At 63.6% G+C, this 20,200-nt stretch carries 18 protein-coding genes and 5 pseudogenes; 7 read left to right on the top strand and 16 right to left on the bottom strand.

Annotated features, from left to right (window positions below; translation table 11 throughout):
- Window positions 1-90: 90 nt before the first annotated feature.
- The 4 genes and pseudogenes from H9L15_RS01375 to H9L15_RS01390 form a co-directional block, all read right to left on the bottom strand.
- Window positions 91-564 (bottom strand): GNAT family N-acetyltransferase, encoded by a 474-nt coding sequence (locus H9L15_RS01375; protein ID WP_223276406.1) that lies wholly within the window; start codon window positions 562-564, stop codon window positions 91-93.
- 26 nt (window positions 565-590) lie between these two features.
- The gene (tgt, locus tag H9L15_RS01380; protein WP_187714916.1) at window positions 591-1,718 is read right to left on the bottom strand and encodes a tRNA guanosine(34) transglycosylase Tgt; all 1,128 of its coding nucleotides are present in this window, start codon (window positions 1,716-1,718) and stop codon (window positions 591-593) included.
- Window positions 1,719-1,782: 64 nt separating this feature from the next.
- Window positions 1,783-3,463, bottom strand: a pseudogene (locus H9L15_RS01385) (DEAD/DEAH box helicase).
- Window positions 3,464-3,544: 81 nt separating this feature from the next.
- A complete protein-coding gene (locus H9L15_RS01390; protein WP_187714917.1) occupies window positions 3,545-4,666 on the bottom strand; it encodes an acyltransferase family protein in 1,122 nt (373 codons plus the stop codon).
- 123 nt (window positions 4,667-4,789) lie between these two features.
- Here H9L15_RS01390 and chrA point away from each other — a divergent pair, with 123 nt between their 5' ends.
- Entirely contained in the window at window positions 4,790-5,980 is a 1,191-nt protein-coding gene (gene chrA / locus H9L15_RS01395) for a chromate efflux transporter (protein WP_187714918.1), read from the top strand.
- Between the two features lie 4 nt (window positions 5,981-5,984).
- Here chrA and H9L15_RS01400 read toward each other — a convergent pair whose 3' ends face one another.
- The 12 genes and pseudogenes from H9L15_RS01400 to H9L15_RS01450 all read right to left on the bottom strand — a co-directional run bounded on the left by H9L15_RS01400 (window position 5,985) and on the right by H9L15_RS01450 (window position 13,682).
- Window positions 5,985-6,194 carry a hypothetical protein gene (locus H9L15_RS01400; protein ID WP_187714919.1) on the bottom strand — a complete coding sequence of 70 codons (210 nt, stop codon included), beginning with the start codon at window positions 6,192-6,194 and terminating at the stop codon, window positions 5,985-5,987.
- Window positions 6,187-6,324, bottom strand: a complete 138-nt coding sequence (locus H9L15_RS01405) for a hypothetical protein (RefSeq protein ID WP_187714920.1) — start codon at window positions 6,322-6,324, stop codon at window positions 6,187-6,189. The genes H9L15_RS01400 and H9L15_RS01405 overlap by 8 nt, the downstream gene beginning before the upstream one ends.
- A gap of 171 nt (window positions 6,325-6,495) precedes the next feature.
- A pseudogene (gene queA, locus H9L15_RS01410) lies at window positions 6,496-7,526 on the bottom strand (tRNA preQ1(34) S-adenosylmethionine ribosyltransferase-isomerase QueA).
- 9 nt (window positions 7,527-7,535) lie between these two features.
- On the bottom strand, window positions 7,536-7,736 hold the full coding sequence (locus H9L15_RS20050) for a peptidylprolyl isomerase (protein ID WP_398286485.1): 201 nt from the start codon (window positions 7,734-7,736) through the stop codon (window positions 7,536-7,538).
- Between the two features lie 83 nt (window positions 7,737-7,819).
- A pseudogene (locus H9L15_RS20055) lies at window positions 7,820-8,110 on the bottom strand (peptidylprolyl isomerase); the annotation flags it as partial.
- On the bottom strand, window positions 8,107-8,598 hold the full coding sequence (gene coaD, locus H9L15_RS01420) for a pantetheine-phosphate adenylyltransferase (RefSeq protein WP_187715742.1): 492 nt from the start codon (window positions 8,596-8,598) through the stop codon (window positions 8,107-8,109). The pseudogene H9L15_RS20055 and the gene coaD, both read right to left, overlap by 4 nt.
- A gap of 20 nt (window positions 8,599-8,618) precedes the next feature.
- Window positions 8,619-9,531, bottom strand: a pseudogene (locus H9L15_RS01425) (polyprenyl synthetase family protein).
- Complete coding sequence (locus H9L15_RS01430) at window positions 9,521-9,766, bottom strand: exodeoxyribonuclease VII small subunit (RefSeq protein WP_187714921.1); 246 nt, start codon at window positions 9,764-9,766, stop codon at window positions 9,521-9,523. Before H9L15_RS01430 ends, H9L15_RS01425 begins: the two are co-directional and overlap by 11 nt.
- A 31-nt stretch (window positions 9,767-9,797) precedes the next feature.
- Window positions 9,798-10,490, bottom strand: a complete 693-nt coding sequence (locus H9L15_RS01435; protein WP_187715743.1) for a DUF1013 domain-containing protein — start codon at window positions 10,488-10,490, stop codon at window positions 9,798-9,800.
- Window positions 10,491-10,603: 113 nt separating this feature from the next.
- Window positions 10,604-11,332 (bottom strand): glutathione S-transferase family protein, encoded by a 729-nt coding sequence (locus H9L15_RS01440; RefSeq protein WP_187714922.1) that lies wholly within the window; start codon window positions 11,330-11,332, stop codon window positions 10,604-10,606.
- A 153-nt stretch (window positions 11,333-11,485) separates the two neighbouring features.
- Entirely contained in the window at window positions 11,486-12,655 is a 1,170-nt protein-coding gene (locus tag H9L15_RS01445) for a hypothetical protein (protein ID WP_187714923.1), read from the bottom strand.
- A gap of 51 nt (window positions 12,656-12,706) precedes the next feature.
- Window positions 12,707-13,682, bottom strand: a pseudogene (locus tag H9L15_RS01450) (NAD(P)H-quinone oxidoreductase).
- Window positions 13,683-13,755: 73 nt separating this feature from the next.
- Here H9L15_RS01450 and H9L15_RS01455 point away from each other — a divergent pair.
- The 6 genes from H9L15_RS01455 to H9L15_RS16660 all read left to right on the top strand — a co-directional run bounded on the left by H9L15_RS01455 (window position 13,756) and on the right by H9L15_RS16660 (window position 20,199).
- The gene (locus H9L15_RS01455; protein ID WP_187714924.1) at window positions 13,756-13,953 is read left to right on the top strand and encodes a DUF1192 domain-containing protein; all 198 of its coding nucleotides are present in this window, start codon (window positions 13,756-13,758) and stop codon (window positions 13,951-13,953) included.
- Window positions 13,954-14,108: 155 nt separating this feature from the next.
- Window positions 14,109-16,451, top strand: coding sequence for an ATP-dependent Clp protease ATP-binding subunit ClpA (gene clpA / locus H9L15_RS01460; protein WP_187714925.1), 2,343 nt, complete (start codon window positions 14,109-14,111; stop codon window positions 16,449-16,451).
- A 175-nt stretch (window positions 16,452-16,626) separates the two neighbouring features.
- Window positions 16,627-17,532, top strand: a complete 906-nt coding sequence (locus H9L15_RS01465; RefSeq protein WP_398286871.1) for an alpha/beta hydrolase — start codon at window positions 16,627-16,629, stop codon at window positions 17,530-17,532.
- An 8-nt stretch (window positions 17,533-17,540) separates the two neighbouring features.
- Window positions 17,541-17,870 (top strand): hypothetical protein, encoded by a 330-nt coding sequence (locus H9L15_RS16650; protein ID WP_223276407.1) that lies wholly within the window; start codon window positions 17,541-17,543, stop codon window positions 17,868-17,870.
- Complete coding sequence (locus H9L15_RS16655; protein ID WP_262984870.1) at window positions 17,774-18,901, top strand: glycoside hydrolase family 3 protein; 1,128 nt, start codon at window positions 17,774-17,776, stop codon at window positions 18,899-18,901. Before H9L15_RS16650 ends, H9L15_RS16655 begins: the two co-directional genes overlap by 97 nt.
- Complete coding sequence (locus tag H9L15_RS16660) at window positions 18,856-20,199, top strand: glycoside hydrolase family 3 C-terminal domain-containing protein (protein WP_262984871.1); 1,344 nt, start codon at window positions 18,856-18,858, stop codon at window positions 20,197-20,199. The genes H9L15_RS16655 and H9L15_RS16660 overlap by 46 nt, the downstream gene beginning before the upstream one ends.
- Window position 20,200: the final 1 nt, after the last annotated feature.

Genomic DNA, 20,200 nt, shown 5'->3' on the forward strand with positions numbered 1-20,200 from the left:
ATCGCGTTGGCGGTGGTGAACTTCGCATCCGTGGTCGTTCAGTGTGGCCTCGGCCAATGCCACACCACCGGATACGCCCTGCTGAAATGATCAGACGACCTTGGGTCGCCGGCGCATGATGAAATGCGGGATCAAATGCTCGGTGCGAGCATCGGGATCGATGGCGAAGTCGTGCTTCTCGTAGAAGCGGATCGCGCGCCGGTTGTGCTGCAGGACGTTGAGCCACATCGGGCGATCGCGGCCCAGCCAGTCGACACCGGCGCTCATCAGGGCGTCGGCGACACCGTTCCCGTGAAATGCCGGATCGACCATCAGCCAGTCGAGCTCGCGACTGTCCGGAGCGTGAACCGTGGAGATGACGTAGCCTGCGAATGCCCCATCGACGAAGGCCGCGGCGAAGAACTGATGTGAGTTGCGCATTGCCCCGAGCGCAGTCTCCGCACTAATCCTCACCACTCGCCGGTTCGCATCGATTTCATCGGGGCGCAGGTCATCGCGATAGAAGGTCGCGTTCGTCGCCCGCTCGGTCAGCGCGGTGATGTCATCGCCACCGATACGCTGCAACGCCTCGGCATCCTGAAGGAGCTCGATCAGCTCTGCCTCCGATACCGCGCGAGGACGTTTGCGGCATGCTGCGAGAACCGGCCATCGGCGATCGCATCGCGAAGTCCCTGCATCAGGCGCTGGTAGAACCACAGATTATGCTCGGTCATGAGCATTGCGCCGAGAATTTCCCCCGACCGCACGAGATGATGAACGTAGGCGCGCTTGAACGTCGTGCAGGTTGGGCACGGACAGCCGGGCTCAATCGGCTCGCGGTCCTCGCCGAACTTCGCGTTGCGAATGTTGAGCGGCCCGTCGGCGGTGAAGGCCTGACCAGTTCGACCTGACCGGGTCGGCAGCACGCAGTCGAACATGTCGATCCCGCGCCGGACCGCCTCGACGATATCATCCGGCTTGCCAACGCCCATCAGGTAGCGCGGCTTGTCCTCGGGAAGCTGCCCCGGCGCATAGTCCAGGCACGCGCACATCGCCTCATGCCCCTCCCCCACAGCCAGTCCGCCAACCGCATAGCCGTCGAACCCGACTTCGATCAGCGCGTCGGCCGAGGCCTTGCGCAGCTGCTCATCGAGACCGCCCTGTTGGATTCCGAACAGGGCCGCGCTGGCCGCGTGCTCGCCGCCACGGTCGAATTCGTCGCGAGAGCGCTTCGCCCACCGCATCGAGCGCTCCATCGCCGCCGCGGCCTCGTCTCGCGTCGCCGTTGCCGGAACGAGCTGGTCGAAGGCCATGACGATGTCCGAGCCCAGCAATCGCTGGATGTCGATCGACCGTTCAGGCGACAGCATGTGGCGAGTACCGTCGAGATGGCTCGCGAACGAGACTCCCTCTTCGCTCACCTTTGTCAGCTCGCTGAGGCTCATCACCTGGTAGCCGCCGCTGTCAGTCAGGATCGGCCGCCCCCACCCCATGAAGCGATGCAGACCTCCCAGCCGCGCGACGCGTTCCGCGCCGGGCCGCAGCATCAAGTGATAGGTATTGCCGAGAATGATATCCGCGCCGGACGAGCGCACGTCCTGCGGCTTCATCGCCTTCACCGTCGCGGCGGTCCCGACCGGCATGAAGGCCGGCGTCCGGATCTCGCCCCGCTTCATGGCGATCGTGCCGGTCCGGGCCTTGCCGTCAGTCCTGGCGATGGTGAACGAGAAGCGGGTCACGAAGCGCGCTTAGCGGAGGCCTCGCCGGGTGCAAACAAGAGCAGCGCTACGGGCTAAGCCGATCTTACCGTCGCGCTTTCTTTGCCTTGGGCCCCTTGTTCGGCATTGGACGCTGATGGGGTCTTGCGGGCCGCGCTTGCGTCGGAGGCACGGCGCGAGGCGGGGCTTGCTCGATCACGAGTCCCTCATCCTCCGGCGCAATGGTTGCCCGCCGCAGCGCCTTGATGAACCCCGGCGTCGCGCGCTGTGTAACTTCGAAATAGCTCTCGTTCGCCGCCACCCTGATCGCACCGATATCGTTGCGGCCTATGTGACCGTAGCGGCAGATGACCGGCAGCAGCCAGCGCGGGTCGGCATTGTGGCGGCGGCCGGCGTTGATCGTGAACCACGTCGATCCCTCGAACCCTGGCCGCGGCCCCGGCTCGCGCTCGTCACGCCCTCCCGACGCGAGAATGTCCTCGGGAGCCGGCAGGTCGGTCCGTAGAGCCCGGACGAGCGCGCCAGCGATCATGTCCGGGGCCAGGCGTTCCATGATCTGCGCCGCGAGTTGCTGATCCTCCTCATCGAGCTCGACGGGCGCGGACAGCGTTTCGAGCAAGCGGGCGCGATCCTTCGCGCGGATTTCGTCGGCCGTGGGGGTTCGATCCATTCGGCGTCAATGCGCGCCCGCTTCAGCATTGCGTCTACCGCGCGGCGGCGGCGGAAAGGGACCATCAGCACGGCAATGCCTTTGCGCCCGGCTCGGCCGGTTCGGCCCGACCGGTGCTGAAGCGCCTCGGCGTCGCGGGGAAGCTCGACGTGAATCACCAGCGAAACCGATGGCAAATCGATGCCGCGAGCGGCGACGTCAGTCGCGACGCAGACTCGCGCCTTCCTGTCGCGGAGGCTCTGGAGCGCATTGTTACGCTCGTTCTGGCTATGCTCGCCGGACAAGGCGACGGCGTGAAAGCCGCGCTCGGTCAGGCTCGCATGAAGTCGGCGGACGGCTTCGCGGGTGGCGCAGAACAGAATCGCCGTTTCGGCCTCGTGCAGTCGAAGCAGGTTGACGACTGCGTGCTCGATGTCGGTAGGGGAAACGGCGACGGCCTGATAGGCGATATCGGCATGAGCCTCACTCTCGCCGATGGTCTCGATCCGCAGTGCGTCCTTCTGATACCGGCGGGCCATCGCGACGATCGGGCGCGGCATGGTGGCTGAGAACAGCAAGGTCCGGCGTTCGACCGGCGTGGCGTCGAGAATTTCCTCCAGCTCCTCGCGGAATCCCATGTCGAGCATCTCGTCCGCTTCGTCGAGAACGACGGCCCGCAAGGCGGACAAGTCGAGCGCGCCTCGCTCGAGGTGGTCGCGGAGGCGTCCGGGCGTCCCTACGACAATATGCGCGCCGCCCTGCAGCGCCCGGCGCTCCTTCATTGGGTCCATCCCCCAACGCAGGTGACGACACGGGCACCCGCCGGAGCGTAGAGCCACTGCAGTTCCTTGCTGACCTGGATCGCGAGCTCGCGGGTCGGCGCGATGACCAGACCGAGAGGTTCGCGGCTCCACGGCGCCTTGTCGCCTTCCAGCAACTGGTCCGCGATTGCGAGGCCGAACGCCACGGTCTTGCCGGAACCGGTCTTGGCGGAAACGATCAGGTCGCGCCCGTGCGCCCCTTCCTCGATGACCGCGGCCTGGACGGAGGTCAGTGTGTCATAGCCGCGCGCAGCCAATGCCTCCGCAAGCGCGGAGTGGATTCTCGAATGTTGCATGATGCAGCGCCTACGCCGAATTGCGTGGGAACGGTAGTGGACTAGTGGGCCGTCCTCGACATGTGCCCTTGAAGCGTTAATCTAGGCTGACAATTGCAACGCAGGAGCCATTTCGGTTCTTGCTAGCGTTCTCTTCTCGAGCTTACGATTCAGTGCCTTCAGCACCGGTCGCTCGATGAGTTTCCAGCTAACCCAACCGCAACACAGGGCGATGGTGACGGTGATCAGCACATGCACCGCGATCGGCAACCCAGGCACGTATCGAGTCAGCAATTGTGCGACCGGCCAGGCGTAGAGATAGACGCCGTAGGAGACATCGGTTCCGGTATTGAGCTTACCGATCCTGCGTGTTGATGCCCAGGATGCCGCCGCGAAAATGAGATAAGCACCAAAGACGGCTATGGCCGGTTCGGCCAGCTTTGCAGAAAACAAGCAACCAACGAGCAGCAATCCTGCGAGCACCACCGCGCGAGGCGAGAACCTGATGCGCTCTCGCTCGACATAGAAGACGATGCCCATGACGAAAATCGCAGTGAAACGGAGCGCTTCCTGGGACAGCCCAAACCAGAAAATCGAAAGCGGGACTTGCCGGTCTAAGGTCTCGAAGAAGGCGGTCGGCAGGATTCCCAGTGCCAGGAAACACACGCCGGCAAGCACTACCAAGATCCTGGGATGACGCAGAAGTCCCAAAAGGCCGAGACCCAGCAACAAGAGGTAGCACCGAAACTCATACGCAATCGTCCACATTGGAGCGTTCGTGTAGGGGAGCGGTTGATCGGAAAAGGCGTTTGGAATGTCCGGTGGCTGGAGCAGCCCGATCCTGAGGCTTTCGTACTCAAAATGACGGGCGATCCAGTCGATACCCACGCCGGCTAGCGGCGCGACGACAAGAAGTGTCACGAGACTGGCAACAATGAATGCGGGATAGATCCGGGCAACGCGCTTACGCAGATATACCAAGGCATTGGGCGACTGGAGATAGCTTCCCGCAATCAAATAGCCGCTGATTATGAAGAAGGCGTCCACCGATAGCTCGCCCAGCGAAACCGTTCCGAATATCTGGGTGAGAGGCTCGCGGGTTCGATCGCCATCGAGAATCTCTGGGGCATGAGAGACGATAACCAGCGCCGCAAATAGCAGCCGGAGGAAGCCAAACGCGCTTCGGCGTTGATCCGAACTTTCAAGACTTGTCTCGGAAGCCAACTCGTCCCCCAGCGAATGGCTCCGGTGACTATCCCTAGAATATTAACCTTAAACTAAGTACGCCCGATGGCACCCATAGCTCGGAGGCTGGAAAGGCGGCACCAGCTGAACTAGCCAAGCGAAGTGCCGTCCAGCGAGCCTTCGGCAGGCGCCATCTTCGCCCGCTTCCTGCGGTTCGGCCTGCTCGCCTGGGGTGGGCCGGTCGCGCAGATCGCGATGATCAAGCGCGAGCTGGTCGAAGAGGAGCGTTGGGTGGAGCCCTCGCGCTTCAATCGGCTGCTCGCAATCTATCAGGTCCTTCCTGGTCCTGAGGCGCACGAGCTTTGCGTTCATTTCGGGATGATGAAGGGCAAGAGGCTGGGCGGGTTGCTTGCCGGGCTGGGCTTCATGCTGCCCGGACTTCTTCTCGTTCTGGCGATGGTCTGGTTGTACCAGCGGCTCGACCTCAAGCAGCCCGAAATTGCCGCTCTGTTTGTCGGCGTCCAGATCGGCGTAATCGCATTGATCGTTCGCGCCGTTCACAGGATCGCCGACCACACTCTTGGCAGTCCGTGGTTGTGGGCAATCGCGGCCGTCGCGGCGATCGGCGCAGCATTCGATGTGACGTTCTGGATTACACTTTCAGCGGCTGGCCTGGCCTACGCTGCGTTGGCTGGGAAGCATTATGGTCGGGCTGCGCTGATCCTCGCGATTGCCGTCGCTCTAGCGATATGGCTAGGCGGTCAGTCGGAGGGCGTCCTTGGCAGCTCGAAGATCATACCGCACGCGGCATCCGGCAGCGTTGGTCCTGCGGTCCTGTTCCTCTCAGGGCTGAAAGCCGGGCTCCTCACTTTCGGCGGCGCCTACACTGCCATTCCGTTCGTGCGCGACGATGCGGTCGGACGCGGCTGGATGAGCGAGGGCCAATTCCTCGACAGCCTGGCGCTGTCCGGGATCATTCCCGCGCCTCTGATCATCTTCGCGACCTTCGTCGGATACATCGCCGGCGGCCTTGCCGGCGCGCTCGCAATGACGGCAGGGATCTTCCTGCCCGCGTTCGCTTTTGCGATGCTCTTCTTCGACCAGCTCGAGCGCGTGATCGAGGACGAGCGGCTGCACAGATTCCTGGAAGGCGTTGCGGCTGCCGTTGTTGGCCTGATTGCGGTGACGGCTGTCCAGCTCGCGTGGCACGTGAGCCAATCGACACCATCGACCGTCTGGGGCTTCTCGATCTACGCGGCGGGCCTCGCGGCACTTTACCTGTGGCGCTCGAAACTCAACGTCCCTGCGGTCGTGCTTGGGTCCGCGCTCGCCGGAGGCATTCTCTTTGCGTGAGCGATCAGGCGAAGAGCTGCTGCGGGGGAAACAGCAGCTGGTAGCCCGTCACCAGCGTGGCGAAGGTCAGCACGGTCGTGACCGCCATGATCCCGTAGAGCTTGGCAGGGATCTTTTCCGGCTCGGATGGAGCCGGCATTTGGACCGCCTCTCGCCGCATCGCGATCAGGCTCTGCAGATGCGCGGATAGATCCGCACTCTCGGTGTCACGCATTGGCTGCAACGTGGGTCGGAGCGCTTGAAGCCTGTGCTGGCCCAACGGCCGCGCCGACCGCCACGGTGCTCATGGCGATTGCAGCGGAAATGGCGACGAGGCTGCGCTTCAGGTTCGAGTGATTGAACATTTGCTTTCTCCCTTTTTTGCAGCTCGATTGTTTCGTGCCGCTTGGTCGAAAGTAAGTATTCAAAGACCGTGCCATCCGCGGAAAAGCACCATTCCTTCCTCCCGAGCGGCGGCTATTCGCCGTGAAAGCACCAACCATGGGTGAATTGCACCATCTCGAGGCGAGCAGACTTCAGCGGGATGGCAGCAGCAGGCTCGCATCGCCGTAGGAGTAGAAGCGGTAGTTCTGCGAGATCGCGTGGCCGTAGGCGGACTTCATGACGTCCAGTCCCATCAGCGCGCTGACAAGCATGAAGAGTGTCGATTTCGGCAAGTGAAAGTTGGTGACGAGCCCGTCGATCACCTTGAATCGATAGCCAGGCGTAATGAAGATCGCGGTGTCACCTGCGAATGGGTGAATGATGCCGTCGTCGTCGGCCGCGCTTTCGAGCAGGCGGAGGGACGTGGTTCCGACGGCAATGAGCCGACCGCCCGAAGATCGGACCTCGTTGAGCCTCTTTGCGGTTTCCGCGTCGATCCGGCCCCATTCGGCGTGCATCTTGTGCCCGCTGGTGTCCTCCGCCTTCACTGGCAGAAAAGTGCCTGCGCCCACGTGTAGCGTCAGCGTCTCGCGGCGATGCCGGCCTCGCCCAACTCCTCGATCAGGCGCGGCGTAAAGTGCAGGGCGGCGGTCGGAGCTGCAACGGCGCCATCCTCGCGGGCAAACATTGTCTGGTAGTCGCTGCGATCGGAGTCATCTGCCGGCCGCTTCGACGCGATGTAGGGCGGCAACGGCATCCGGCCGGCACGTTCGAGGAGGATCTCGACCGGCTCATCTCCCTCGAAGTGCAGCAGGATCGCCCCGTCATCGCCGCGATCGACAACAGCGGCCGTAACCCCTCCGCCGAACTCAACGGTGTCGTCTGTCCGCAGGCGCTTGGCATTGCGGACGAAGGCCCACCAGTCGCGCGGTCCTTCACGCTTGTGGAGCGTCGCTCCAATCTTCGCGTCCCCGCGGCGGCCTTCCAGCTGAGCCGGGATCACGCGCGTATCGTTGAAGACGAGCGTGTCGCCGGGCCGGAGGAGGTTCGGCAGGTCGAGCACCGTCCTGTCCGAAATCTCCGTGCCCTCGACCAGCAGCAGTCGCGCCGAATCCCGCGGCTTGGCGGGTCTCAGCGCGATCAGCTCTGCCGGAAGGTCGAAATCGAAGAGGTCGACGCGCATTCGCGCCTGTTAGCCGCCCAGGCTCATGTGCACGATCTTGGTCGGGCTCTCAGGCGGTTCGCCCGGAGCGATACGGTCCACGGCGTCCATCCCGGAGATGACGCGGCCGTACACGGTGTACTTGTCATTGAGCGTCGCATTGGGCGCGAGCATGATGAAGAACTGGCTGTTCGCGCTGTCCACATTTTCGGACCGGGCTGCGCCAAGCATGCCCGCATGAACGGCAACGTGTTGAACTCGGCCTTGAGGTCGGGAAGTGGAGAGCCGCCCTCGCCCGTCCCCTTGGGATCGCCGCCTTGCGCCATGAAGCCCGGCACGACGCGGTGGAACGCAAGCCCGTCGTAAAATCCCTGGCGGACCAGGGTCTTCATTCGCTCGACATGGGCCGGAGCGGCATCAGGACGGAGCTGGATGACCACGCGGCCGCCATTGCTGAGCTCGATGGTCAGGCGGTTGGTGGGATCGTTGGCGACCTCGGCCGGGGCGATGATCGTGAGCATGGGCCGCGCCGGCGCTTCGACCGCCGCAGGCTTGGCGGCAACCAACGCAAGTGCCGACAACGAAAACAATACCCTCCCAATCATGCGCCCGCTTCTCCTTCGAGGTGCCTTTTGACGTCCGCGGCGACCGCCGGCGTGACGAACTTGTCGATGGACCCGCCATAGCGGGCAATTTCCTTAACCAGACGTGAGGCGATCGGCTGCAGCGACACGTCGGCCATCAGGAAGACGGTCTCGATGTCGTCATTCAGCTGCTGGTTCATGCCCGCCATCTGGAATTCATATTCGAAGTCGGCGACGGCCCTGAGACCGCGGATGATCATCGACGCGTTCTGCGATTCCGCGAAGTCCATCAAGAGCGAGTTGAACTCCACAACCTGGATCTTGCCGTTCGCCAGTCCCGCAATCTCGCGCTTCACCATGGCCAGGCGCTCGGAAAGCGAGAACATCGGCTCCTTTGACGGATTGGTCGTGACGCCGATGACCAGTTGGTCGACCAGGTGAACGCCTCGCCGGATGATGTCGATATGGCCGAGCGTGATCGGATCGAACGTGCCCGGATAGACGCCAATGCGTTCCCCATGCTGCCCCCTTAGTGCTTTCGCTCGATCGAAAAGCGCGCGAGCGTTCGGAGAAGGTCGGCCTCGGCGCCGTGCGCGTCGAGGTGCTCGATGGCCTGGCTGACGAGGAGCCTTGCCTGCTGCTCCGCCCGCTCCGGCCCAAGGACCGAGACGAACGTCGCCTTCCCCGCCTCCGCGTCCTTGCCCGTTCGCTTGCCGGCCGCACCCTCGTCGCCCCCGTGATCGATCAAATCGTCGGCGATCTGGAAGGCTAGGCCAATGTTACGCGCATAACCGCGATAAGGCGTCCGCGCATCCGCAGGCAGGCGCGCCATGATGCAGGGCGCTTCGACCGAATATTCGATCAGGGCACCCGTTTTCAGCTGCTGGAGGCGCGTGATTGCCGGCAGGTCGAGCGTCTGCCCTTCCGCCGCCAGGTCCATCATCTGGCCGCCCGCCATCCCCACGGCCGGCCGCCTTGGCCAGCTCCAGGATCAGGTCCGCCCGCACGAAGGGGTCCTCGTGGGTGTCGGGCTCGGCAAGGATTTCGAACGCCAAAGCGTGAAGACTGTCTCCCGCAAGGACTGCGGCTGCTTCGCCGAATGCCTTGTGCACCGTCGGCTTGCCTCGGCGCAGGTCGTCATCGTCCATGCACGGAAGGTCGTCGTGAATCAGCGAATAGACGTGGATCGCCTCGATAGCGGCTCCGGCTCTCAGGGCCCGCTCGCGATCGATCCCGAACAGCTTTGCCGTCGCGACCGTCAGAAGAGGGCGAAGCCGCTTGCCGCCACCGATCGCTGCATGCCGCATCGCTTCGAAGAGAACGTCCCGTCCATCACCGCGGGAAACCAGAAGTCGAGCGAACAGGTCGTCGATCTCGCCGCGGACCCGATCGGCTTCGGCGTCTAGCTCCAGCCGCGACCGATCGACGGTCTCAACCGGCATCGAACGGCGTGACTCCGGACGGACGGCCGTCAACCCCGAACGCGATCTGCTCGATCCGCTCCTGCGCAGCCTTCAGGCGAGCCTCGCAATGGCGGCGGAGACGATCCCCTTCCTGGTAGAGCTCGATGGACTGGTCGAGCGGCGCCTCACCGCGCTCCAGCAGGCGCACGATTTCCTCGAGCCGTGCAAGCGCTGCCTCGAAGCTCAATTCGTTCTGCGGTTCCGGTGCGTCCATCACAGAGGAATGACCCTCCTAGAGTGCCGAATCAACCGTCTGAGCGCTTGAACGGATCGCGGATGCCCGGGACGATCTCGTCCGACGGCGCTTCGTCCCCTGCCTCGGCAGCCGCGAGAGCAGCCTCGGCTTCGCGGGCGTGCAGTTCGCGCTCGTGGCGCAGTTGCTCGATCAGGGCGTCGCGGTCGCTCTCAAAGCGCTCGTCGGTCGGAGCGGCGGCACCGGCGGCCTTCTGAGCCTTGGCGATCGAGGCATCGAGCTCACGCTGGCTGGTCAGTCCAAGCGTGACGGGGTCCTTCGGAGTGATGTTCGCCATGTTCCAATGCGAGCGCTCGCGGATGGCCGCGATGGTCGTGCGCGTTGTGCCGATCAGCTTGCTGATCTGGCCGTCGCTGACCTCCGGATGGTTCTTGATGATCCAGGCGATCCCATCAGGCTTGTCCTGGCGCTTCGACACCGGAGTGTAGCGCGGGCCCTTGGTTCGGCGGACGGGGTCCGGGGCCTTGTGCATCTGCAGCACGTAGTTCGGGTCCTCCTGGCCCTTCTCGATCTCCTCGTGGGTCAGCTCGCCGGCGCGGATCGGGTCGCGGCCGGTCAGCTTGGTCGCGGCCGTGTCATCGGCGATGGCCTGCACTTCGAGGATATGCAGCCCGCAGAATTCGGCGATCTGCTCGAAGGTGAGCGACGTATTTTCAACCAGCCAGGAGGCGGTCGCATGGGGCATCAGGGGCTGGGCCAACGGTTCTCTCCGGTCGTCCAAAAATGAATAGGGCCGCCCCTTGCGGAGCGGCCAGCGTTGGCGGCGATGTACGCTTGCCACGGCGTTGGGGCAAGGTCTCAGTCGCTCATCGCAATATGCTTCGGAAGCACCATGATCCGCTCCATCCAGGCGATCACATTCGGGTAGAGCTCAAGGTCGAAATCGGCCTCGTCGGCGACATGCGTGTAGGCAAACAGGCAGATATCCGCGAGGCTTAGCGCATCGCCGACCAGCCACTCCCGGCCGGCAAGGTGGTCGTCCAGTAGCTTCAAGGCTTCGTTACCCGCCTTGCGCTTCACTCCAATCTGGTCGCGCTGAAGTCCCGACAGGGCATCGAGGCCGACATAGCGAAGCCAGAAGCGGAGCGTCGCGATATTCGGCTCGTGATTGTACTGCTCCCAGAACATCCACCTCAGCATGTCGGCCCGGTCGAACCGGTCCGCCGGGATCAAGGCGCTTCCGTCGGCGAGGTAGAAGCAGGCGGCATTGCTCTCGGGAATGAACCGGTCGCCGTCCTGGAGCACAGGGATCCGGCCGTTGGCATTTACGTTTGCCAGAAATTCAGGCGTTCGCGTCTCGCCTCTCATGATGTCATAGTCGCGCCGCTCCAGCGGGATTCCAAGATGAGCGGCAGTCAGCCGGACTTTGTAGCAATTTCCCGACGGCGCGTATTCGTGCAGGATCGTCTGCCCATGTTCATCGCTCCGTTCAGCCTGCCTTACATCCGGTAGAAGCCTGCTAGCCAGCCGCTCTCGCAATAGCGAGGTTGGGTCGAGTGTGCTGGGTCTGGGCCCGGCGGCAGGCATTCCTGCGCCTCGTCCGAAAGGTCTGCAACCCAAGGTCTCGGCCACACGGCCAGCGGGTGGTTGTGATCCGCGCGCCAGGCGCGCACCTCGTCCGGCCAGGATGGCCATGGGCAAAATCCTCTAGCGGGAGCTGGTAGTGATAGGCGCCGGTGATCAGCATGAGAAGGCAGAGTGCAGCGAAGATCGATCGGCGGAACTCCGTCCGCATAGCCAGCACCAGCAGCGCGAGGCCGACAAGCACAAGGGCAGGAAATTGTAACGCTCTCCTCCCTGGATGTTGAATGCGCTGAGTGGGTTCAGAGTGGCCATTCCGACCCCGAAGGTGACTGCCGAGATGGAGAGTCCAGACAGGACCAGCCAGACTGCCGCGTCACGCCGCTGCGCGGCTTTCCAGACCAACGCCGCGAAGAGAGCGACCGTAGCCGCAGATGCCAGCCACACGAGGACACCACCTTCAAGCAGTGAATCGACGATGGTCATCGCGACACGATTGCCAAGCTGGATGCCAACGGCGGGCAAGGCGATCATGCGGACGAGCATGACCGCCGGAATCAAGGCCGGATTGAGCGGATGCCCGCGAACCGGGCTCGGCCCGTAGAAGATCAGCAGTTGGAGCGCGGCGCCAACGGCCAATACCCCGAATTGCCAGGCTCGCCCGGTGTCACGATCCAGGAACGCCCGCAATGCGAAGAAGGGCAACAGCACGATGGCGCCCGGCCCGCAAAGCGGCGCCAGAAACAGAAGCAGTTGATAACTCGCTCTCGCCAGCCGGCTGTCGGGAACGTCCAGCGCGAGGATGATCCCCGTGCAGAGCGCCAGGTGGAACTGAATGTGAAGGACGTTGAAGGACACCTCCGACGTCGCCGGCATGATCGCGATCATCAGCAGTGCGACGACGACCGCCAGCCGATTGGCCAGCCACTGTGCCTTTCCGGTGAGGATCAGGACGCCGGGCAAGACCTGGAACGCCAGCCCGATCGTCATGGTGATGTACGGGGCGCGCTCGAGCGAAACCACTCCGCCCTTCACCAATTCGGCGACCAGCACGGTCGACGCATTGGCGCCAAGGTTCCAGTAGCCGGCAAAGGGCCGAAATAGCGCGTCGAGCCACGGATGATGCCACGCATAAGCGAGGAAGACCGTCGCCTCCTCGTCCTGAAAGCGGCCATGCGTCCAAGCATCCGGCAGGCGGAGAGCTACGAGCAACGTAAAGGCGGCGAAAAGTGCCCAGCGCTGGCCGACGGTAAATACCGATCGGGCACCCAAGGGCGAATCCGGCACGGCGGCGGCTGGTCGCGGCGGTGCGCGCAGGCGGTTCAGCATCAAATGAGGATACAAATCGGCGCAGGCATCGATCGAATGTTGTGCGGCTTTCTAGCGAACGGTCAACACGATCTTGCCGACATGCTCGCCTGCTTCCATCCGGGCGTGTGCCTCGGCCGCGCGGTCGAGGGGACGCTGCTGTCGATGACGGGCTTCAACCGGCCGCCCTCCACGTAAGGCCAGACGGTTCGCGCAATCTCGTCGGCCACCATCGTCTTGAATTCGACCGAGCGCGGCCGAAGCGTCGAGCCGGTCAAGGTCAAGCGCCGTCGCATGATCTCCGGGATTAGCACTTCGGATTTCGCACCCTGCTGGAAGGCGATCGAAACGTGGCGGCCATCGTCCGACAGGCTCGCAAGGTTGCGGGGAACGTAGTCTCCGCCGACCATGTCGAGGACGACCGACACGCCTTCACCGTCCGTAACCCTCTTCACTTCGGCTACGAAATCCTGAGTCCGGTAATTGACCGCGGCTGCCGCTCCGAGCTCTAGCGCCCGCGCGCATTTCTCATCGGTGCCGCAGGTCACGATGACCTTGAGGTTGAACAGCTTGCCGAGAGCGATTGCCATCGTGCCGATGCCGCTGGTTCCGCCATGCACCAGAACCGCGTCTCCTTCCGCAGCATAGCCGCGTTCGAACAGGTTTACCCAGACGGTGAAGAGCGTCTCAGGCATGGCCGCAGCCTCGGCCAGCGTCAAGACTTCCGGCACGACGAAACAGGTACCTGCAGGGGCGACGCAATATTCGGCATACCCGCCGCCCGCGACCAAGGCACAGACCTTCTTGCCGAGGAGCTCGCCGGCGCCCTCCCCGGCCTCGACCACTGTTCCCGCAACTTCCAATCCGAGGATGTCGGGCGCGCCCGGAGGCGGCGGATAGAGCCCGCGGCGTTGCAGGATATCGGGACGATTGACCCCGGCCGCGGCGACCTGAATGAGGACTTCGCCGGGTCCGACCCTGGGACGGGTCGCTCGACAACGGTGAGCTCTTCGGCTCCGTCGGGCTGGGGCGCGACAATCGCCTTCATTGTGGCTGGAACTGGGCTGGTCACTGGCTCGCGCTTATTGACAGGGCGGCCGCAAGGGTCAACGATTCCCGGCATGGATCTTGACGATCTTTTCCCGAGCAAGCCGGGCGATCCCTTGGTCGAGCTTGCCAAGCAGGACCTCGACCCCATTTCGATCGAGGAGCTGCTGGCGCGGATCGAAGCCTTGAAGACCGAAATCGCCCGGGTCGAAGCACACATGAACCGTGCCCAGGCGCACCGTTCGGCCGCCGAGGAACTGTTCAAAAAGTAGGTTCCGAGCTGCCGCATTCAGGCTCAACCAAGCTTTCTGAGCGATATTCTGGGGATAAGCGGCTCATCGCCCCTTGATTGAGCGCCAAGCGCGTATGACATTTGGTAAGTGAGCCCGGGCCAATTTCCGGGGACCCGGGCAGGAGTAACACCTAAATGCCCAGTTTCGCTCGCGAACTCGAACAAACCCTGCATAACGCGCTCGCCGAGGCCAGCCGCCGCCGGCACGAGTACGCGACCTTAGAACATCTGCTCATCGCCCTGATCGACGATGAGCATGCCTCGAAGGTGATGACCGCCTGCGGCGTCAGCCGGGACGAGCTTCGCGCTTCGGTGAAGCATTACCTCGACAACGAGCTTGGGGCCCTAGTCGCCGACACCGGCACCGACCCGACGCCGACGAGCGGGTTCCAGCGCGTGGTCCAACGTGCGATCCTTCACGTCCAGTCCTCGGGCCGTGATGAAGTCACGGGCGCGAACGTGCTCGTGGCATTGTTCTCCGAGCGCGAGAGCTATGCGGTCTATTTCCTCCAGCAGCAGGACATGAGCCGCCTGGATGCCGTGACTTACATCAGCCACGGTGTTGGCAAGGGCGATACGCCCCAGGAGGTTCGTGAGACCAGCGCCACAGAGGAAAAGAGCACCGAGAAGGAAGGCAAAAAGGAGTCGGCCCTTAAGCAGTTTACCGTCGACCTCAACGAGAAGGCTCGCGCCGGCAAGGTCGATCCCCTTATCGGCCGCAGTGCCGAGGTGGATCGCACCGTGCAGATCCTCTGCCGCCGGTCGAAGAACAACCCCCTTTACGTCGGCGATCCGGGCGTTGGTAAGACCGCCATCGCCGAGGGCCTTGCGCGCAAGATCATCGAGGGCGACGTTCCCGAGGTCCTGAAGCCCGCGACCATCTACGCGCTCGACATGGGTGCGCTGCTGGCGGGCACCCGGTATCGCGGTGACTTCGAAGAGCGGCTGAAGTCGGTGGTCTCGGAGCTGGAGAAGCTCCCTGACGCGATCCTGTTCATCGACGAAATCCACACCGTCATCGGTGCGGGCGCGACCTCAGGCGGCGCGATGGACGCGTCGAACCTGCTGAAGCCGGCACTTTCGTCGGGAGCGATCCGTTGCATCGGATCGACGACCTACAAGGAGTTTCGCAACCACTTCGAGAAGGACCGGGCCCTGCTCCGGCGCTTCCAGAAGATCGACGTAAACGAGCCGACGGTCGAGGACACGATCAAGATCATCGCCGGCCTGCGCTCTTCGTTCGAGGGACACCACCACGTCCGGTACACTCCGGATGCGATCAAGTCGGCGGTTGAGCTGTCGGCGCGGTACATCCACGACCGCAAGCTTCCGGACAAGGCAATCGACGTGATCGACGAAGTCGGCGCGATGCAGATGCTGGTACCGCCGAGCCGCCGCAAGAAAGTCATCACGCCGAAAGAGATCGAGGCCGTGGTCGCGACCATGGCGCGCATTCCTCCGAAATCGGTTTCGACCGACGACAAGCGCGTGCTCGAGAACCTCGAGGCCGACCTGAAGCGCGTCGTCTTCGGTCAGGATATGGCGATCGAGAAGCTTGCGTCGGCGATCAAGCTGTCGCGCGCCGGTCTTCGCGAGCCGGACAAGCCGATCGGCAACTATCTGTTCTCGGGCCCGACCGGTGTGGGCAAGACCGAGGTTGCGCGCCAGCTGGCGTCGATCATGGGCATCCCGCTCCAGCGCTTCGACATGTCGGAATATATGGAGCGGCACTCGGTCAGCCGCCTGATCGGTGCGCCTCCGGGTTACGTCGGTTACGATCAGGGCGGTCTTCTGACCGACGCTGTCGACCAGCATCCGCACAGCGTGCTTCTGCTCGACGAAATCGAGAAGGCGCACCCGGACCTGTTCAACATCCTATTGCAGGTGATGGATAACGGGAAGCTGACCGACCACCACGGCAAGACGGTCGATTTCAGGAACGTCATCCTGACCATGACCACCAATGCCGGCGCGGCGGACATGGCCCGCGAGAGCATCGGCTTCGGCGCTGCCACCCGCGAGGATGCGCAGGAGGACGCGGTCAAGAAGATGTTCACGCCGGAATTCCGCAACCGCCTGGATGCGATCGTTCCGTTCGCCTACTTGCCGCCGGCCGTCGTCAGCCGGGTCGTCGACAAGTTCATCCTGCAGCTGGAGCTTCAGCTCGCCGACCGCGGCGTCCACATCGAGCTGGACGACGAGGCACGCGAATGGCTCACCAGTCGCGGCTACGACAAGCTTTACGGCGCTCGTCCGATGGCTCGCCTGGTGCAGGAAAAGATCAAGCAGCCGCTCGCCGAAGAGCTACTGTTCGGCAAGTTGGTCAACGGCGGCGAGGTCAAGGTCCGCATCAAGGAGAATGCGCCCTCGTTCGAAATCGTCCCGGCACCGCCGAAGGCCGCAAAGCCGAAGCCTGCGAAGGGCAAGAAGGCGGCTGCCAAGCCAAACGCCGACGACGAAGCGCCGGCGGCCGAGTAAGCTCGCAAACACCTACGAGGGCCGGGATGATCTCCCGGCCTTTTTTTTGCGCGCGCTTCATTTGTAGGACAATTGATTGTCGGCTAAGCCCCGCGTGAGGCGCGTTAGGGGAGGTCGAGTGCGTATGAACATATTGGCGAGGCTGAACGGTCTGACGCGGTCGACTGCGTTCGGAATGATGGTCGGACTGGCATGCTCCATCGCTACGCCCGCCCATGCGCAGAACGACAAGATGGTCCCGGTCGCGGTTCCGGATCAGCCGAATGCAATCGTGCTTGGAACCGGAAATTTGCCCGATAACGCCGCGCCGGAGAGCTGGCACCGCCAGTATGAGAAGCTGTTCGCTCGCAACGTCACCGTAGCCACGCTGACACCGTTTCTGCCTGATCCGGCAAAGGCGAACGGGACTGCGGTTGTAGTTGCGCCAGGCGGCGGTTTCCGGACGCTTTCGATGGAAAATGAAGGCTGGGACGTGGCCCGCGCACTCGCGGATCGGGGCGTTGCGGCATTCGTGCTGAAGTATCGCCTCGTTCCGACGCCGGAGGGCATGCCGGCATTTGAGAAATCCATGGCCGACATGTTCGCGGGCGTCGCCTCGGCCCCTCGCCCGCCGATGACGATGGAAAGCGCAGTCCCGCAACTCGCGCCGCAAATCGCCGATTCCCGGGCCGCGTTCGCGCTCATCCGCAAAAGGGCGGGCGAATGGCACGTCAATCCTGATCGCATCGGAATGGTCGGCTTTTCCGCAGGCGCCATGCTGACGTTGGTGACAGCCCTTGCCGGCGAGGATGCCAAACCGGCCTTCATCGGGACGATTTACGGTCCGCTGGCGGCAGTGAAGGTTCCTGCTGACGCGCCACCCATTTTCGTTGCCCTCGCGGCGGACGATCCGCTGTTTGCCGGCAAGGGCATGGGTCTGATCGAAAGCTGGACGGCGGCCAAGCGGCCCGCGGAGTTCCACCTCTACGAACAGGGCGGCCACGGCTTTGGCATGTATCCCAAGGAGACGACGAGCACCGGCTGGTTCGACGCTTTCGTCAAATGGATGGGCATGCACGGCATGCTGAAACCCGCGCAGTAGGCCGGCCGATGACCAAGGGCCGGACGTTCGTCCACCTCGCTCGCCTGTGCCTGTTAGCAGGCACTCTCCTCCCTTCGGCTTTGCAGGCTCAGGCCGCGGTCCAAAGCACTCCGGATGCGCGCGAACGCGCTAACGCGCTAGCCTCCGATCTCGTCGGCAAGATGACGCTGGAGGAGAAGCTAGGGCAGATGGTCAATGTCGCTCCGGCGATCCCCCGGCTCAAAGTCCCTGCCTACAACTGGTGGACCGAATCTCTGCACGGCGCGATCGGAAGCGTTCCGACCACCAACTACCCGAGCCGATCGGTCTCGCCGCTAGCTTCAACGCGCCGCTGGTGAAGGAGGTCGCCGGAGCGATCGGCACCGAGGTCCGCGCGCTTCACACGCTCGGACGCCAGACCGGCGAGCTCGGCAGGATTGGGACCGGCCTCGATACGTGGTCGCCCAACATCAACATCTTCCGCGATCCGCGCTGGGGCCGCGGACAGGAAACCTATGGCGAAGACCCGTTCCTGACCGCGCGTATCGGGGTTGCGTTCGTGGAGGGGATGCAGGGACCGAATCCCGATCTTCCCAATGTGATCGCGACGCCAAAGCATTTCGCCGTCCACAGCGGCCCTGAAACTACGCGGCACAAGGCGAACGTCTTCGTGTCGCAGCACGATCTTGAGGACACCTATCTTCCGGCGTTCCGGGCGGCTCTGGTGGAAGCCCGAGCCCAGTCGGTGATGTGCGCCTACAACCGCGTGGACGGACAGCCGGCCTGCGCAAGCGACGAATTGCTCAAGGATCATCTGCGGGGCGCCTGGAAGTTCGACGGCTACGTCGTGTCCGACTGCGATGCCGTCCAGGATATCAGCGACAATCATCGTTACGCGCCGGATATCGCTGCAGGTGTCGCGGCGGCGGTCCGCGCCGGCGTCGACAATGAATGCCACACGGCAACGCTGGGCCCAACGCCGCCGCCGCTGTGGCAGCGCTATCGCGAGGCGCTCGATCGGCATCTCATCACCGAAGCTGACATAGACCGTGCGCTGATCCGGCTGTTTGCGGCTAGGTATCGCACCGGCGATCTTGCGGGTGTTCGCCAAGATGGGCCCGTCCCCGCCTCCGCGATCGGGACGGCCGAGCACCAGGCCCTCGCGCTCAAGGCAGCCGAAGAGAGCCTGGTGCTGCTGAAGAATGACGGCATCCTTCCTCTGAAGCCGGGTGCCCGCATTGCGGTGATCGGACCGCTCGGCGACGCCACGCGTGTGCTGCGCGGAAATTATTCGTCTCCGGCATCGGCGCCCCGATCTCTGTCCTCGACGGCCTGCGCCGGGCATTGCCCCACACGCAGGTCGTCTACGCCCCGGCGGGAGAGTCGATGACCGACGGCGATCCTGTACCCGCGTCGGTTCTGGAGACGCCCGAGGGTAAGCGCGGATTGCTCGCCCGCTTCTACAATGCTCTCCCAGGCGCGCTCGGGAGAGACGGAAAGCCGATGGCAGTTTCCGCAAAGCCCGCCGCCACGGCAATCGTGTCCGGACTGAACAACGGCGACGCGGATATGGCAGCCGTCGATGACGACTACCGCGTGGTGTGGACCGGATTCTTCGTGCCGCCGGAGTCCGGCTCATATCGGCTCGGCCTGTCCGGCTGGCGGAACGGCAGGTTCACGTTCGACGGCCAGCCGCTCGTCGAGTTCGTCGATGCGCCCTGGGGCAGCCTTCCGAAGCTGAAGACCGTTCGCGTCGAGAAAGGTCGTCGCTATCCGATCCAAATCGTGGCGGATGCTCACGGTGAGACCGGCGTGGGTCTGACATGGAAATATGTTTCGGAGCAGCCGGAAGCCGACCTCAGGGCGGCAGCGGCAAACGCCGACGTCATCATTGCAATCGTCGGGCTGACATCGGACCTTGAGGGCGAGGAATCCTCCGTAGAGCGGCCCGGCTTCAAGGGTGGCGACAAGACGACGCTCGACCTGCCCACGGACCAGCGCAAGCTGCTCGAACAGGCCAAGGCAACAGGAAAACCTCTGGTCGTCGTCGCGATGAACGGGAGCCCGATCAACCTCGATTGGGAAAAGCAGAACGCCAACGCGATCCTCGAAGCCTGGTACCCGGGCCAATCGGGAGGCCTTGCAGTCGCGAACGTCCTTTCGGGCCGCGTCGATGCAGGCGGGCGACTTCCGTTGACGTTCTACAAGAATGTGAACGACCTTCCGCCCTTCGACGATTACGCGATGGCAGGAAGGACCTACCGCTACTTCGCCGGGACGCCGGTTTATCCGTTCGGATATGGCTTGAGCTTCACCAGCTTCGCTTACTCGTCTCCAGCGGTAGTGAGGACCACCGACGGAGGTGCTCGCGTATCAGTGGAGGTTCGCAACACCGGCCCTCGGGAGGGCAACGAGGTCGCTCAGCTTTACCTCGATTTTCCCGATGCGCCCGGCACTCCGAGGCTCGCATTGCGCGGGTTTCAGCGACTGTCGCTCAAGCCGGGCGAGGTGCGAGCCCTGACCTTTAATCTCTCCACGCGCGATCTCAGCAGCGTGACGCCGGAAGGTCGGCACGTCGTCCTCGCCGGGAACTACACGGTCAGCGTCGGATCCGGACAACCGGGAACCGGCGTGCCATCGCAAAGCGCGTCTCTCAGGATCGAGAAAGCGATCGCCCTACCCAAGTAGC

It is taken from the genome of Sphingomonas daechungensis (genome assembly GCF_014489495.1).
GTDB classification, from domain to species: Bacteria; Pseudomonadota; Alphaproteobacteria; order Sphingomonadales; family Sphingomonadaceae; genus Sphingomicrobium; species Sphingomicrobium daechungense.